Genomic DNA, 15,789 nt, shown 5'->3' with positions numbered 1-15,789 from the left:
TTGTGAAAGGAAAGCATGAAACAGTCCACTGCTAGTACGTCGTCACTGCGCCGCCGAATCGCCATCGCGGTCGCCGGTGCCGGAGCCGCATCGGTGCTGATGACCGGCGGGATGGCTCAGGCCGCCCCGGCGCATCCCGGCCCCGCGAAGGTCGCGCCGGCCCCGCACACCAAGGTGCCTGGCACCTCGTGCACCCTGGCGCAGGTCGAGAAGGCCCTCGCCAAGGAAGATCCCGCGCTCTGGAAGAAGATCAGCGCCAATCCCAAGCGTAAGAAGCTCTTCGAATCGATGATCGTGAAGACTCCTGAGCAGCGCAAGGAGTTGCGCGCCCAGTGGAAGAAGAAGCACCCCCACGCCAAGGGGCATCACCGGATGAATAAGCAGAATCGGGCTCAGCATAAGAAGGAGTTCCAGGCTCTGCGCGCGAAGGTGAAGGCCACCTGCGGCCAGTACTGATCTGGTCGTCGGTACTACTTGACTTCTACGGGGAGTCAATCGCCTGGTTGGCTCCCCGCGTTGAGCGAGGACAGTCGTTCGGTCAGCGTCTGCCCATCGGCGGCGCTGACCGGTTTCCCCGTCGGTGCCTGCCAGCACGCGGCGAGGACGTCGTAACCGGCACCGCACACCGAAAGATGGTGTGGCCATTGCTTTTTCGACCAATGTGGTTCGTCGAGTGCCGCATTGGTACCCGCGGTATCGGCGCCGAGTAAGGTCCATTGCAGGTCCCGGCGCATCGCCGAAACCGGTGGCGTTAGCGGCGACTGCGTTATGGCGATATCGAGCACATCACGTGATTCGGTCAGAGTTCGGCGATGGGCGAGCTCCAGCGTCGCCCGATGGCCTTTCGGCCACAGCGCCCACAGCGATGCGATCGCTAGCAGCACTCCAATCATAGTCTCCGCCAAGCGATTTCCGGCCGTCTCCCAGACCGCCTCGGCGCCTCGCGGTGAACTCATCAGCAGTGCCAGCGGCGTGATGAATGTAGCGGCCAATCCGTAGTTACTCGCGACCGTGAGTTCGATGAGGAACTGCAGCGCGATCACCAGCAGGATCAAGATCAGATGGTTGGGCTCGGCGAGTGCGACCACGACGAACAGCACCAGACCCAGCGAGGTCCCGAGCATGCGCTGCGCGCCGCGAAGCGAGCCACGCACCCGGTCGGGGCCCATTTGCAGAACCAATACAACGGCGATGATCGCCCAATCCGGCCTGCCCAGTCCGAGCAGAATCGACAGTCCGCCCGCGATCAACGCCGCGATGATGGCGCGGCCGGCGATATATGCGGGCAACGTATGTGCGTGCGCCGATTTGGGGAGGCGGTGGACGACCGACGGTCGGGGGAGCGGCGGCGCGAAGTCCGACGCCGCTACTCCCGCTGCCCCCGCTAGCCGACGGTGTGCGGCCCACAGTCGATCGGCGAGTATGCCGTCGGTCTGAGCGGCATCGTGCAGGACAGTCCAGGCGTTGTGCATCTGTTCGCCCGCGATGTTGCGCGACGCCTGGGCGGCTAGTGCGGCGGTGTTCGACGAGGCTGCGTCGAGGTAGCTGTCGACGGCGGCGATGGCCGCGTCGATCGCTACGGTCTGCGGCGTGTGGCGGGCCCAAAGCATCGGGGTCATCGACACCACCAGCGAGGACGCCACACCCAGAGCCGTGCAACCGATCACGATCTCCGGCGCGACGCCGTGCGTAACGATCACCCAGCCGACTCCCGCGGTGAGCACGACGAACATCGGTCCGGGTGGACCAGCTCGCAGCGAGGTTCCGGTGAACACCGCGGCGCCGGTCAATGCGGCCATCACCGCGACCAGGACGGACTCGCGGACATCGGCACTGGTGACATGGGACTGGAGAAAATGAGCGAGGTAGGCGCTCGCCGCAACCGAGGCGATCAGGATGGCGCCGACAATCGTCACCACACGCCATCGGATTCGGAATGGGCGATCCTCCCCATAGAGCATCGCGAACGTGCCGAGCGCGACGAGCAGTGCGTAGGCTCCCTGCCCTGCGACCCAGAGTGCCAGTGCGGGAATAGCCAGGGTCACCGCGGCGCGTACCGCCACCGGCCAGCGCGTGCCGAGGCCGGGCGTCGACAGGAATGCGCGGCCAATATGCGGACGGGAAGGTGGTGCGGTCACGCGACTATCGTGCCTGCTTCTTCTCCCGCGGCAGAATCCACGCGACGATTACCGCCATCATGGCGAGCAAAATGCCGGCCAGCCCGGTCGCGATGTGGACGCCGTTGACGAAGGACTGCTGGGCCGCCGTGATCGTCGCCGGGTCGGTGGCAGCCGAGACCACCTGGTCGAGCGTGCCGTCGAAGCGCTGTCCCGACGGGCTCACGCCGTGCTGGAAGACCAGGGAGGCCAGCGAGCCGAGTAATGCCAACCCCAGCGCGTTACCGAGTTCGAAACTGGTTTCCGAGAGGCCTGTCGCGGCCCCTGCCCGCTCCGGTGACACCGAGGACACCGCGACGTCGGAAACGAGGCTGAACGCGATGCCGTAGCCGACGCCGGCAATAGCCGAGCCGACGAGGTAGGCCCATACGCCACCGTCGACGCCGATGCCGAGTAGTGCGAAGTTACCGAGGGCGGCCGCGCCCAGCGCGACGATGAAACCTGTTCGTGCACCTAGTTTTTCGGTAATTCGCGCGGCCGACAACGAGAATACGAACACGGTGACGGCCATCGGGATACCGAGGATCGCGGCATCGAGTGGATCGCGGCCGGTCACTGTCTGCAGGTAGATGCTCGTGAGGTAGCCGAGCGCGGCGAGTGACATCATGCCGACCAGACTCGATCCGATCGCCACTGCAAATCTCTTGTTGGACAGTAGTTCTAGGTCGAGGAGCGGATTGTCGACGCGTTGTTCGTAGGCGACGAACAGTGCCAGCATCGCCACACCGATTACGCCGGTGATCACGGCGGTGGCATCCACACCGTCGACCGCGGCGTGTTTGATCGCGTACACCGTCGGCAAGATGCCGGCGAGGGATAGTGCGACGCCGACGACGTCGAAACCGCCGGTGGCGCCAGCTCGGTGTTCGGGGAGTAGAAATGGTCCGGCAAGCAGCAGAATGGCAAGCACCGGCAAGTTGATCAGGAAGACCGATCCCCACCAGAAGTGTTGCAGCAGAACGCCTCCGACGATCGGTCCGACCGCCGCTCCGCCGGCGAACGCGGCCGTCCAGACGCCGATTGCGCGGGCGCGCGCTCCGGCGTCGGGGAACATCGTGGAGATCAGTGACAGGCTCGATGGCAGTAAGGTCGCTCCGCCGATGCCCATGAGGGCGCGTGCGGCGATCAGCATGGTCGGATCGACGGAGAGTGCGGCGACAACCGAGCCCGCACCGAAGATGGTCGCGCCGATGAGGAGAAGCAGGCGTCGACCTATCCGGTCACCGAGATTGCCCATCGTGATGAGCAGACCGGCGAGGAGGAAGCCGTAGATGTCGAGGATCCATAGCGACTGAGTCGCTGTCGGATGCAGTTCGTGCGTCAGCGTCGGCATCGCGAGGAAAAGCACCGACACATCCATTGAGACCAGCAGTACGGGTAGCACGAGGACAGCGAGACCGAACCACGCGCGACGCGTTCCACCCGTGGTGGGTGCTGCGGGTGACTCGACCACCATTTGGTCCTCCTTGACTGGGTTGCGTACGTTGTACGCGTTGGGATGCGCTCTCGAACTCTAATGATTGAGTACGCTGTACGCAATCCAGTTATTCCAGCTTGGAAAAGAGTGACGCAGAACATGGCCGCACCCGCGAAACTGACGATGCCGGCGATTGTCGACGCAGCCATCGATTTGGCCGACGTCGATGGGCTGGCAGCGCTGTCGATGCGCAAACTCGCCGACCGGCTCGGCGTCGGGGCGATGTCGTTGTATCGGCATGTCGCCGACAAGGATCAGCTCGTACGCGAGATGGCTGAGGAGGCCGGCCGTCGATTCCGATACCCGATTGACGAGCCGGGACCGTGGACCTGGCGCGAGCGGGTTCAGATCGCGGTCGACGTCGACTGGGCGCTTTATGAACGGCATCCGTGGATGGTTCTGGCCTACGCTTCGCCGCGATTCACCTTCAGTAAGACATCGGTGGAATGTTTGCGGTGGTTGGCCGACGGCCTGGCCGAGCTTGGCCGTGGTGAGGACAAGTCGATCGATATGGCGCTGGCGGTATGGAATCTCATCAACGGTGTCGCATTGGCGATGGTCGCGGACAGTTTGATCGCGGAGCAGGGGTTGGAACGATCCGACGTCGTGCCGCAGGTGGACCTGAAGGAACGTTTGGACAGCGGAATCGAGTACCTGTGTCGGGGTTTTGTGGGATGAGTGGAGTTGAGCAGATGGCTCGTCGAGCGTGGTTGACTTAAGGCGTGACCAAGGGTTTTAGGCGTAGGGAGCACGCGAACTCCGAAGAGTCTGCCGGGGAAGGGCGTCATCGTCGGGTGCCAAATGGTCGAGTCTGGGAATGGATGACGAGGCGGAAATGGCTGCGGCGAGTAGTCGATGTTCTTAGCGCGCTCGTTTGAGTATCGCGTCGCGACATCGATGGTCGAGTGCCCGGCGAGGCGCTAGCCCGCCCACCGATGGGTCGAGTGCCTGGCAGGCGTTAGTCCGCCCGCGGATGGTCGAGTGCCCGGCGAGGCGCTAGCCGAGCTGGGTGTATCGAGACCCCGCAAGTCGAATTCCATTGGTGGGCAATAGTTTTTGGATCGGTAGGTCTCGATACGGGCGCGTCTCGCTTCGCTCGGCGTGCACACTCGACCATCCGGGGACGGGCGCGTCTCGCTAGCGCTCGGCGTGCCCACTCGACCATCGGGTGACTACACGGCGTGCGGATAGACCGTCAGCATATGTGCGCCGAACCAGGAACTTCCGACGACGATAACCAGCAGCGTCGCCACTGCGTGCGACGTCCGCCATCGGGCGATCGCGTAGGCGACTGGAATCAATAAGACGAAGGCCGGCAGCAGCAGTCGCGCTCGGCTCATCATCAGACCCGACGACAATACGATTGATGCGACGACGAGGATGCCGTAGACGAGCACCGGCCACGGAAGCCTGTTCCAAACCGCGACGACCACCAATCCGATAGTCGCGATGATGATCCACGACGTCGCGACCGGTGCGATCTCGCCGGAGTTGAGTAGCGAGTCATTTATGAAGGTGTAAGTGGCTGCGCCCCAGTCGAATTGAGTGCCCCAGCCCTCGGTTTGGATGCGGAACCAGCCGGTCGGAGAATCGGTTTTCGCCCACACGTAGCCGAGGTAGCCGAGGTAGCCCAGGGGACTCAACGCGATGGCTGCCCAAGCGCGCGGACTGTCGCGGCGGGCTATCAGCGCGGCGAGCATGACCACGCCGACGACGACGATCGCTGTCGGACGCGTCAGCCCGACCAGCCCTGCGCAGCATCCGGCAAGCAACCACCGATGCTCGACGACGCCAATCAAGGCCCACACGGCCAGTGCGCAGAACAACGCCTCGGTGTAGGCCATCGACAGGACGATGCCCATCGGCGCCGCGGCGAATAGCACGGTGAGGATCAGCCCGACCCGCGTCGGGTCGGGTGAGGTGGCCTCGTCGGACCTGGCCGACATCGTGCGCGCGCAGAAGGCGGCCAGTCGTGCCGCACCAGCGGCGGCTACACACCCGAGAACGACGTTGATCGCTATCGCGGCGCCGTAGGCGGTGACGAACGGCAACTTGTCGAGCAGGCGTACCAGGTAGGGATAGCCGGGGAAGAACGCGTACGCGGTCTCGGTCAGGTGGATTCCGCGAGCGTCGGTTTGGCTAACCGGCACGCCCGCATAGCCGTTCTCGGCGATGGCGAGCATCCACTTGCCGTCCCAGGCGGCGAGCGCATTGCCAAGATTCATACCGCGCAACTGCGCGAAGCGTGCGAGAACCGCCAGGCCTATCACTCGAACCGCGAGGAAGACCAGGCACGGCAGTAGCCAGTCCGCATGGCGCACGATGAACGGCGACGTCGGCGACGTCGAGTCGGTTTGGACGGGCGCGACGGCTGCGGTTCCGGGCACAACGTGATGGTAGGCGGTGTGCCTGGCGGTGCGTATTCAGACACGGGCGCCTGCGAAATTCGTCCGAATAGTGACCCGCCAAGGGCATAGTGCCCTCGGTCGCGCACTATTCGGACGAATTTCCCGGCACCGGGTGAGCGGGCGTAACGGCGGTGTTCGCCCGATCGAGCAGACCGGTAAGGTTGCAGGGCGTATCTGAATCGGCAACGGAAAGGTTCAACGGCGTGGCACTGGTCGTGCAGAAATATGGCGGATCCTCGGTCGGAACGGCCGAACGGATTCGTCGAGTCGCCGAGCGCATCGTCGAGACCCGAAAGCAGGGGAACGACGTCGTCGTGGTGGTGTCGGCGATGGGCGATACCACCGACGAGTTGCTTGACCTGGCCGAACAAGTCAATCCGACGCCACCGCCGCGTGAGATGGATATGTTGCTCACCTCGGGCGAGCGCATCTCGAATGCCCTGGTCGCGATGGCCATCAGTTCGTTGGGTGCGCAGGCGCAGTCGTTCACCGGCTCGCAGGCCGGCGTGATCACGACGAGCAGCCACGGATCGGCGAAGATTATCGACGTCACGCCGGGTCGGGTACGCAGTGCGCTCGACGACGGCAAGATCGTGCTGGTCGCCGGCTTTCAGGGTGTGTCGCAGGACACCAAGGATGTGACGACGCTGGGACGCGGCGGGTCCGACACGACAGCTGTGGCCCTGGCGGCCGCCCTCGAAGCCGACGTCTGTGAAATCTATACCGATGTCGACGGCATCTACACAGCCGATCCGCGCATCGTCTCCGACGCCCGGCACCTGTCCACAGTCTCCTTTGAGGAGATGTTGGAAATGGCTGCCTGTGGCGCGAAGGTACTGATGCTGCGGTGTGTGGAATACGCCCGCAGATACAACGTTCCCGTACATGTGCGCTCGTCGTACTCGAATAAACCCGGCACGATGGTCGCCGGATCAATGGAGGACATTCCCGTGGAAGAGGCAATTCTCACCGGCGTCGCACACGACCGCAGCGAAGCCAAGATCACCATCGTCGGCCTCGACGACACTCCAGGCAATGCCGGCAAGGTATTTCGCGCGGTCGCCGACGCGGATATCAACATCGACATGGTGTTGCAGAACATCTCCAAGGTCGACACCGGCAAGACGGATATCACCTTCACCCTGCCGCGCGAGCTGGGACCGCTCGGCGTGCAGAAGTTGACCGCGCTCAAGAACGAAATCGGTTTCTCCGAAGTCCTCTACGACGACCAGATCGGCAAGGTTTCGCTCGTCGGCGCGGGTATGAAGAGTCATCCGGGCGTGACCGCTACGTTCTGCGAAGCGCTGGCCGACGCGGGTATCAACATCGAACTGATCTCGACGTCGGAGATCCGTATCTCGGTGCTGTGCCGCGACACCGAACTCGACGACGCCGTGCGCGCGCTTCACACCGCCTTCAACCTCGGCGGCGATGAAGAAGCCGTGGTCTACGCGGGGACGGGTCGATAATGGGCGCACGAATCGGAGTAGTCGGCGCGACCGGACAGGTCGGCGCAGTCATGCGAACACTGTTGGCGCAGCGCAACTTTCCCGCCGACGAGGTGCGATTCTTCGCGTCCTCGCGCTCGGCGGGCAAGAAGCTGCCATGGGGCGACGGCGAGATCGTCGTCGAGGATGCGGCCACCGCCGATCCGACCGGGCTCGACATTGCCCTGTTCTCGGCTGGTGCGACGATGTCGCGCGAGCAAGCACCGCGATTCGCCGCTGCCGGGGTGACCGTCATCGACAATTCGTCGGCCTGGCGCAAAGACGAAGACGTCCCGCTGGTGGTATCCGAGGTCAACGGTGAACTGGCGCAGAATCCGCCCAAAGGCATCATCGCCAATCCCAACTGCACGACGATGGCGGCAATGCCGGTGCTCAAGCCGCTGCATGACGCGGCCGGGTTGCAACGGTTGATCGTGTCGTCGTATCAAGCGGTGTCGGGGAGCGGACTGGCTGGCGTCGACGAGCTGGCGTCGCAGGTGCGCGCCGGTATCGACGATGCCGAGAAGCTGGTGCACGATGGTTCTGCGGTGAAATTCCCAGATCCGGTGAAATACGTTGCGCCCATTGCCTTTAACGTGCTTCCGCTCGCCGGGTCCCTGGTCGATGACGGTAGCGGTGAGACTGATGAGGATCAGAAATTGCGCAATGAGTCGCGCAAGATTCTCGGTCTGCCGGATTTGCTGGTGAGCGGCACGTGTGTGCGTGTTCCGGTCTTCACCGGACACTCGCTGTCGATCAACGCGGAATTCGCAGAGCCGTTGTCGGTTGCGCAGGCGCAGCAGATTCTGGCCGGGGCCACGGGCGTCGAATTGGCTGATGTACCAACACCGTTGGCGGCGGCAGGTAAGGATCTGTCGCTCGTGGGACGTATCCGGCAGGATCCGGGAGTGCCCGACGGTCGGGGCCTGGCGCTGTTCGTGTCGGGTGACAATCTTCGAAAAGGTGCTGCGCTCAACACGATTCAGATCGCCGAGTTGCTGGTTTAGCGAGCTGCGTCGCGGGGTCTCGATACACCCGCCTCGGCTGGCGCCTCGCCGGGCACTCGACCAGCGGTGGTTTGGGCTCGGCTGGCGCCTCGCCGGGCACTCGACCAGCGGTTGGTTCGTCGGTCGAGTGCGCTCGCCGAGCGGAGCGAGACGCGCGTGCCCTGGTTGGTCGAGTGCGCTCGCCGAGTGGAGCGAGACGCGCGTGTATCGAGACCCGGTGAGTTGGAAATCGTTGTGCGGCAGGGGTGTTCGTCTTGGGGGGCTCGATACACCCGACCAGCGGTGGTTTGGCCTCGGCTGGCGACGCCTATCTATTCGTCTGCCGCGCAACGGAATCCGAGATGGCAAGTTGCCGAGTCGATAGCCTCCGGTTGGCGCGCCGCTGGCCGGTAGCGCAGGCAATAATTCGGCGCGCAGAGATGCGACCCCCCTTTGATCACCCGCCGCCCGACGTCGTCGCCCGGACCCATCGATCGCTGCATGGCGACGTCGGGGCCGCAACATGGTGAGGTCTCGACGGCGTGATGGTGTGTCCACCACGTGTCGGTCCACTCCCAGACATTACCCGCCATGTCATAGAGGCCGTAGCCGTTTGGCTCGAAGCTGCCGACCGGCGCCGTCGACTCGAAACCATCGGAAGCTGTATTCTGCCAAGGGAATTCACCTCGCCATCGGTTTACACGATAGGGGGGATCGTCGTCGGCGTCGGCACCCCAGGTGTAAGGCTGCGACGCCAACCCGCCGCGTGCGGCGAACTCCCACTCTGCCTCGGTTGGCAGCCGGACGCCACGCCACCGCGCGTAGGCGGCGGCATCGGCGTGACAAACCTGCACGACGGGGTGATCGTCGAGGCCGTGCAGTGAGGACTGCGGTCCGTGCGGGGCACGCCAGTTCGCTCCGGGCACATATGCCCACCATTGCGTGAGGTCGTGCAATTCCACCGGCTCTGGGGTTTGGTGAAACACCAGCCCGCCCGGCTTGAGCAATTCCGGGTCGGCGCCGGGATACCGCGAAGGATCCAAAGGCTGCTCGGCGAGGGTGACATAGCCGGTGGCGGCAACGAACTCAGCGAACTGGGCATTGGTGATCGCCCGAGCGTCGATCCGGAATGACGACACCTGAACCGGCCGGACTGGTCGTTCCTCCGGGTAATGCCGCGTCGAGCCCATCAGGTACTCGCCGCCGGGGATGGTCACCATATCTGCCACGGAGATCGAATTTACGCGTCATTGGCGCGGGCGGTCTGGACGCGCGCGAGTTAGGCGAACTTACCCGCGAGTAGCGTCGGGCGAGGCAGTGGTTTAGATTACTTTTCTGTGAAACAAAATCTCGGATCTATCTCAAGACGGTTCGGCAGACTAGCCTCGGCCGCGACGACCGTCGCGCTTGCGATCGGGGTTGCCGGGGTCATCGCGCCGCCGACGTCGGCCGCCGATTTCTACACGCCGCCAGCCAAGTTTGACGCCACGCCGGGCGCGGTCATTCGCAGTCAACCGTCGCCATTGCTCCTGCAGATTCCCGGGATCGCGAACCAATGGCCGGGGACCGCGACACGGGTGATGTACACCTCTACCTACCAGGACGGAAAGCCTGCTGCGGTAACCGGCACCGTCATCGAGCCGACCGCGGCGTGGCGAGGCAGGGGACCGCGTCCGACCGTCGTGCTCGGGCCCGGCACCGTCGGGCAGGGTGACCAGTGCGCCGGTTCGAAAATGATGGCGTTCCCGCTGAGCATTGATCCCACCAAACCCTCCATCGCGGTCAATTACACCGGTTTGGAGATGAATCTGCTTCTCCTCAATGGTGTTCGAGTAGCGATCACCGACTACATCGGTATGGGGACCCCTGGTATTCATACCTACGTCAATCGTGCCGAGTCCGGCCACGCGATGCTCGACGCCGCACGTGCCGCACTACGAGTTGCGAAGGCGCCCAAGGGGTCTCCGATCGCTTTCTCCGGATACTCACAAGGCGGAGGTGCGGCCGCGTCGGCTGCTGAGCTGGCATCGAGCTATGCACCCGACCTCGCGGTGAAGGCGACCTATGCGGGTGCGCCGCCAGCGGACCTGTCGAAGGTCATCGACCGAATCGACGGCACCTTCATCGCCGGTGGAATCGCCTACGCCATCAACGGACTCGACGCTCGGTACCCCGCCCTGGCTCCGATTCTCGCCAAGGAAACAAACGCCAATGGCAAAGCCGCGCTGAAAAACACTGCGACACAGTGCATCGGCGACACCGGACTCAACTTCGGATTTCAGCGGACCAGTCAATGGACACGGTCAGGCGAGTCGTTGTCCTCGGTCATCAAACGTTATCCCGAGATTCAAGCGATGATCGCCGATCAGCGAATCGGCAAACTCAAGCCGAATGCCCCGGTACTAATCGAAGGCGGCATCAGCGACGACGTGATTCCGTACGGACAGGTGAATCAGCTATACAAAGACTGGAAACGGCAGGGCGCCAACGTCACCCTGGTGACCAACACCATCCCGCCGATCTTCCCGGGGCTGGTGGTTAATCACGCACTGCCGATGGTGACCACGCTTCTGCCTGCGACGAATTTTCTGCTGACTCACCTGTCTCAGTGAAGATTTGAGCGGACAACACGGTCAGGTTGATTGCCCGAACCAATCAACCTGACCGTAACGTGGCCGGCGGTGTATGCCATATGTTTGCATAGTCAAATGCGTTGTCACACTGCGATTATCAATCGCGCAATGACTGCTTTGTTGGTGTGTTCGGTAGTGATGGGCCTTTCCGCGACGACAGCGGCGGCCGCACCCGGCCCGACGTCGGGTGTTGGGCCCGCCGGAACGTCGTTGATGCACGGCGATCCGCAGTCGGCCGATTCCACCGGTAATCCGGGACCCGGTCGTGCCGCCCGGCTCGCGGCGTCCTCGATATCCGGCGGTGCATGTGCGGCGACTTTTGTTGGTTCTGATGGGCTTCCAGTGTCGTTGTGCACCAACTACATCGGCGCGGGCGGCTTCGCCGTTCCGACGGTGACGTTATTCGACCCACGGACGGCGGCGGTGCTAACACGTCTGCCGCTAGCCAAGGGCGGCTTGCTCGGTGGCGTCTACGGTTACCTCGATGATCACGATCGGGTGGTCGTCGCTGATGGCTCGGGTGCGATTCTGCGGGTGGCTCATCGTCGGACTGGACGCGGCTGGCAGCTCTACGTTTCCGAGCGAACTGATGTACGGCAACACCTTTCGCCCGCCGATGCCGTCACCGGGCTTGCTCCGGATTGGCAAGGCCGAGTGTGGTTCGCTACGACCAACGGAACTGTCGGCACGGTGACGTACCGAGCTGGACGGCGTGTCGTACGCTCGACGAAACTCCCTGCGGGAGAACAACTCGGCAACGGTTTGACGATCCGGCCCAGCGGGGCGTCGATCATCACCACCCACGCCCTCTATGAGATGACGGCCGGCGTCGACGGTGTGCCGCGGACCGTGTGGCGTCGGGCATATGACCGTGGGCCGGCACGTAAACCCGGGCAGTTGACCTGGGGATCAGGCACCACGCCAACGTATTTCGGTCCAGGCGGAGATAGTTGGGTTGCCATCGTCGACAATGCCGCTCGACGACCGAATCTCCTCGTCTACCGAAGCGACGACGGCTCACTCGTATGCCGGACACCGGCGTTCACGACGTCGGGTCAGGGCACCGAAAACTCCCCGATGGCGTGGGGCAATTCGCTGGTGATCCCGTCAACTTACGGATACCAGTATCCACCGATGGCGGTGACCGGGCCGAGTGCGCCGGCCAACGCCGGATTCCGGGGCGGAGCAACACGTATCGATGTGTCCGAGCACGGCTGCAAACGGATCTGGGAGAACGGCGACCGAATCGCGACGCTGCCGAAGTTGTCACGTGCGGACGGGCTGATTCACGCCGTCGGGTATGGCCCGTACGTGCCGGGAGCTATCCAGCAGTTGGGTCCCGTCTACTACATCGCCACCGACTTCGCGACTGGGGCGCGCGTCAAAACTCGCAAGGTCGGCGACGCGCCCGTCGATGAACCGTTGGAACTGACCGGCACCATAACGTCGGACGGCACGTTATGGCAGGCGACGGTCGGAAGGATGCTGAAGATCAGTCGCTAGCGGTCAGGGTGAATTATCCCATTGGTTCTGCAGAATTTTGCGATCGCTTGGTGAGGTCGACGTCGTTGACGAGTTGTTGCCATGCGACTACCGACTGGCCGCGCTTTTCCGCTACCGCTACGCGATTGATCGTTGTTATCCAAAATTGAAGCAGGGTGGGCAAGATGTCGTCGTAATTCCCGATGGATCGACTGATTGAGAACTGCCCCACGACAAACGTCACGACCAGGGCGGCCTCGACGGCCGGGTCTGCGTCCGCGACGAGATCGCCTTGCTCACCCGCCGAAGCGAAAAGTTCCGCCAAAACCCTCCGCCACTCGCTGAGCGGCCAGGTGATGTCACCGACTTCAGGCCGAGGTCGGTCCACGACCAAACCGAATGCGGCCCGGAACTCTGGCTCACCAACTAGGGCCTGTACTGCGTTGAGGGTGACTTCAGCGATGTGGAGCAGAGGCTCGCCATCCACGGTCGGCCTAGTGAGAACGGGCGCGAACTGGTCGTCTACCAGAGCGCGTGCGAGCGCGGCTTTGGACGGAAAGTGGTGGTATAGAGCACCTTTGGTGACATCCGCGCGGTCGATGATCGATGCGACCGACGCCGCGTCGTAACCGGTTGCTTCGATAGCGTCCGCCGCGGCCCGCATGAGCGCTGTTCGGGTCGTCATCGACCGTTCTTGAGTCAAAGAGTCGTCCCTGTCGGTAGGTACTCGGAGCCCTGCTAGGTCAGCGCGGTGGTGGCTAGTCGAGTACCGTAGAAACATACCAACCGGTCTGTATGTGCGCAAGCGTCTCAGGACTGGGGCGAGACAACCGAGTGTCGGACGAGGAACCTTGGGAGCCCGAATGCCATTGAAATTCAGCAAAGTTGTTCTACTGGTCGTTGACACCGCGCTCGTCTTGTATTGGGTAGCGGTCAGCGTCGACGTGATTCCAAAAGACGCGGCATTTCGCGACTACTCTAATCCGATCGTCCAGGCCTGGAACTGGTCCTTCTTACCGCTCGATATCGCCGCCACCGCAGTTGGATTCCTCGGTGTGTACCTAATGAGAATCGGCAATGTCCACGGCAGGCTGGTTCTCGCCTGCGGTCTCACACTTACTTTCTGTGCGGGATTCATGGCGATCGCATTTTGGGCCTTCCGAGGAGACTTCAGTACCCTCTGGTGGGCGTCAAATGTGCTCCTCATGGTGGTACCTGTTGTCGTATTCAGTGCGCTGGTCCGTGAACCGGCGCGAAATGAATGTGCGTAGGGGATCCGGCGGTCGGAAGGATGCTGAAGATCACTCGTTAGCGGTCAGGTGGCAGTATCGAGATATGGGCTCGCAGATTTCCCCCGATCCCGACCAGCCGGATCGTATCCCGACGCAGGCCGAACTCGACGCCGACGACCTGGCCGAGATCGCCCGAACGTCGAAGGACCGTGACGTCTCGTCGCTGTACCCGGTGCGCCCCGTCGACCCAGGTCCACCGCCGGTCGCCCTGGCATTGCATGCTCGCGTGGCGTGGTGGGGCGCCGCGGCGATGGGGTTGATCACCGTCGTCTACGGCTTCCTGAATCTAGGTCTGATCTCGGATCTGCTTCGCCAGCGCCTCATCGACGGCATCGCGCAGGATCCGAAGAACGCCAGCCCGGCCGATCAGGTCGACTCAATCGCAGGGTTTTTTCCGCCGTTCATGCTCGTGATGATCGTGGTATTTCTGGCGATCGAGTATCCGTTGCTGGTGGGTGCCGCGAATCATCACAGTCGGCATGTGCGCAACTTCTTCGTCGCCACCGTCGTCGTCAATATTTTGAGCGTGCCGATCGGCATCGATCTGCTGTTGCGCTATCCGGACGTGTCGTCGGTGATGATTCTGGTCGCCTGGATACAGGCCGGATTGCTGGCTATCTCGGCGTTGTGCGCGATGCGACGTCCGGTCAATCGCTGGCTGCCTGAGTCGACCCGGATGAAACCGTCGAAGATGTTCCGGCCGGGGTCGCGCTAGGGTTGGTTCTGGGGTTAAAGGCGTTGGATGCGTTGGCATTTCGGGCGTCGGAGGTCTCGATACACGTCGTCTCGCAAGCTCGACGACGCACTCGACCATCGGAGGTGGTTGCGGAGGCACTCGACCATCGGAGGTGGTTGCGGAGGCACTCGACCATCGGAGGTGGTTGCGGAGGCACTCGACCATCGGAGGTGGTTGCCGACGCACTCGACCACCGGAGGGCGTCGGCGCGAGCCATCTAGCCCACCGTTCGGATCATCTTCTTGTTGATGAATTCCTCAATGCCGAATCGGCCTAGTTCGCGGCCGAAGCCGGAGCGCTTGATGCCGCCGAATGGGAGTTCGGCTCCTTCGGCGCCCACGCCATTGATGAACACCATGCCCGCCTCGATCTTCGCGGCTACGCGCTGCGCCTGCTCGCGGTCGGTGGTGAACAGATAGGAGCCGAGGCCGAAGGGGGTGTCGTTGGCGACGGAGATGGCCTCCTGTTCGTCGGCTACGCGGTGCACGATCGCGACTGGACCGAATAGTTCCTGGTGGTAGGCGTCGGTACCTGGTCGTACGTCGGTCAGTACCGCAGGCGGGTAGAAGGCACCACGACGTTCACCGGCACTGGTTAGCTGAGCACCCTGCTCGACCGCGCGGGCAACCTGCTGCTCAAGTCCTTGGGCAGCGCGTTCAGATGACAGTGGCGCGATCCCCTCACCCGCGGCGAGCATTTTGGCGGTGAACTTCTCCAGAAATGGGTCGTACAGGTCGTCGGCGACGATGAATCGCTTAGCGGCGTTGCACGCCTGGCCGGTGTTATCCAGTCGCGCGGCGACCGCTGAGTCGACGGTGGCGTCGAGGTCATCGGACGAGAGCAGAATGAACGGATCAGAGCCGCCGAGCTCGAGGACGACCTTCTTGAGGTTGCGTCCGGCGATCTCGGCGACGGCAGCACCCGCCCGTTCGGAACCGGTCAGCGACACCGCGGCGACACGAGGGTCGGCGATGATCGTCGCCGCCTGGTCGTTGGTCGCCCGAATGTCCACGTAGGCGCCCGCCGGGAATCCGGCGTCGAGGAATATCTGCTGCAACGCGAGCGCGGACTCGGGGCATTGCGGCGCGTGTTTGAGCAAGATGGTGTTGCC

At 63.3% G+C, this 15,789-nt stretch carries 14 protein-coding genes; 8 read left to right on the top strand and 6 right to left on the bottom strand.

Annotated elements, in window-relative coordinates; all coding sequences use genetic code 11:
- Window positions 1–15: 15 nt before the first annotated feature.
- A complete protein-coding gene (locus GOEFS_RS12215; RefSeq protein WP_007318224.1) occupies window positions 16–456 on the top strand; it encodes a hemophore-related protein in 441 nt (146 codons plus the stop codon).
- A 35-nt stretch (window positions 457–491) separates the two neighbouring features.
- Here GOEFS_RS12215 and GOEFS_RS12210 read toward each other — a convergent pair whose 3' ends face one another.
- Together GOEFS_RS12210 and GOEFS_RS12205 are read right to left on the bottom strand one after the other, a co-directional pair.
- A complete protein-coding gene (locus GOEFS_RS12210; RefSeq protein ID WP_007318223.1) occupies window positions 492–2,138 on the bottom strand; it encodes an FUSC family protein in 1,647 nt (548 codons plus the stop codon).
- 4 nt (window positions 2,139–2,142) lie between these two features.
- On the bottom strand, window positions 2,143–3,633 hold the full coding sequence (locus tag GOEFS_RS12205) for an MFS transporter (protein WP_007318222.1): 1,491 nt from the start codon (window positions 3,631–3,633) through the stop codon (window positions 2,143–2,145).
- Between the two features lie 120 nt (window positions 3,634–3,753).
- On the opposite strand from GOEFS_RS12205, the gene GOEFS_RS12200 reads away from it, so the two are divergent.
- Window positions 3,754–4,332, top strand: coding sequence for a TetR/AcrR family transcriptional regulator (locus GOEFS_RS12200; RefSeq protein ID WP_007318221.1), 579 nt, complete (start codon window positions 3,754–3,756; stop codon window positions 4,330–4,332).
- 494 nt (window positions 4,333–4,826) lie between these two features.
- Here GOEFS_RS12200 and GOEFS_RS12195 read toward each other — a convergent pair whose 3' ends face one another.
- Window positions 4,827–6,041: a glycosyltransferase 87 family protein gene (locus GOEFS_RS12195; protein ID WP_007318220.1), complete on the bottom strand. Its 1,215-nt coding sequence runs from the start codon at window positions 6,039–6,041 to the stop codon at window positions 4,827–4,829.
- A 224-nt stretch (window positions 6,042–6,265) separates the two neighbouring features.
- Here GOEFS_RS12195 and GOEFS_RS12190 point away from each other — a divergent pair, with 224 nt between their 5' ends.
- Complete coding sequence (locus GOEFS_RS12190) at window positions 6,266–7,531, top strand: aspartate kinase (protein WP_007318219.1); 1,266 nt, start codon at window positions 6,266–6,268, stop codon at window positions 7,529–7,531.
- Window positions 7,531–8,556: an aspartate-semialdehyde dehydrogenase gene (locus GOEFS_RS12185; RefSeq protein WP_007318218.1), complete on the top strand. Its 1,026-nt coding sequence runs from the start codon at window positions 7,531–7,533 to the stop codon at window positions 8,554–8,556. The genes GOEFS_RS12190 and GOEFS_RS12185 overlap by 1 nt, the downstream gene beginning before the upstream one ends.
- Window positions 8,557–8,867: 311 nt before the next feature.
- On the opposite strand, the gene GOEFS_RS12180 is transcribed toward GOEFS_RS12185, so the two are convergent.
- The gene (locus GOEFS_RS12180) at window positions 8,868–9,755 is read right to left on the bottom strand and encodes a formylglycine-generating enzyme family protein (RefSeq protein WP_040525031.1); all 888 of its coding nucleotides are present in this window, start codon (window positions 9,753–9,755) and stop codon (window positions 8,868–8,870) included.
- Between the two features lie 117 nt (window positions 9,756–9,872).
- Here GOEFS_RS12180 and GOEFS_RS12175 point away from each other — a divergent pair, with 117 nt between their 5' ends.
- Entirely contained in the window at window positions 9,873–11,147 is a 1,275-nt protein-coding gene (locus GOEFS_RS12175; RefSeq protein WP_007318216.1) for a lipase family protein, read from the top strand.
- Window positions 11,148–11,276: 129 nt separating this feature from the next.
- A complete protein-coding gene (locus tag GOEFS_RS12170; protein WP_138917991.1) occupies window positions 11,277–12,671 on the top strand; it encodes a hypothetical protein in 1,395 nt (464 codons plus the stop codon).
- Window positions 12,672–12,684: 13 nt separating this feature from the next.
- Here the strand turns inward: GOEFS_RS12170 and GOEFS_RS22505 are convergent, their stop codons facing one another.
- The gene (locus GOEFS_RS22505; RefSeq protein ID WP_007318214.1) at window positions 12,685–13,335 is read right to left on the bottom strand and encodes a TetR family transcriptional regulator; all 651 of its coding nucleotides are present in this window, start codon (window positions 13,333–13,335) and stop codon (window positions 12,685–12,687) included.
- Between the two features lie 178 nt (window positions 13,336–13,513).
- On the opposite strand from GOEFS_RS22505, the gene GOEFS_RS12160 reads away from it, so the two are divergent.
- Together GOEFS_RS12160 and GOEFS_RS12155 are read left to right on the top strand one after the other, a co-directional pair.
- Complete coding sequence (locus GOEFS_RS12160; RefSeq protein WP_007318213.1) at window positions 13,514–13,921, top strand: DUF5360 family protein; 408 nt, start codon at window positions 13,514–13,516, stop codon at window positions 13,919–13,921.
- A 64-nt stretch (window positions 13,922–13,985) separates the two neighbouring features.
- Complete coding sequence (locus GOEFS_RS12155) at window positions 13,986–14,657, top strand: hypothetical protein (protein ID WP_007318212.1); 672 nt, start codon at window positions 13,986–13,988, stop codon at window positions 14,655–14,657.
- A 238-nt stretch (window positions 14,658–14,895) separates the two neighbouring features.
- Here GOEFS_RS12155 and GOEFS_RS12150 read toward each other — a convergent pair.
- A partial coding sequence (locus GOEFS_RS12150) for an aldehyde dehydrogenase family protein (RefSeq protein WP_007318211.1) occupies window positions 14,896–15,789 on the bottom strand: 894 nt, incomplete at its 5' end.

The organism is Gordonia effusa NBRC 100432 (genome assembly GCF_000241305.1).
Classification (GTDB): Bacteria; Actinomycetota; Actinomycetes; order Mycobacteriales; family Mycobacteriaceae; genus Gordonia; species Gordonia effusa.
Note: the sequence above shows the minus strand (reverse complement) of the source record. Positions and strands in the feature narration are given on the sequence as shown.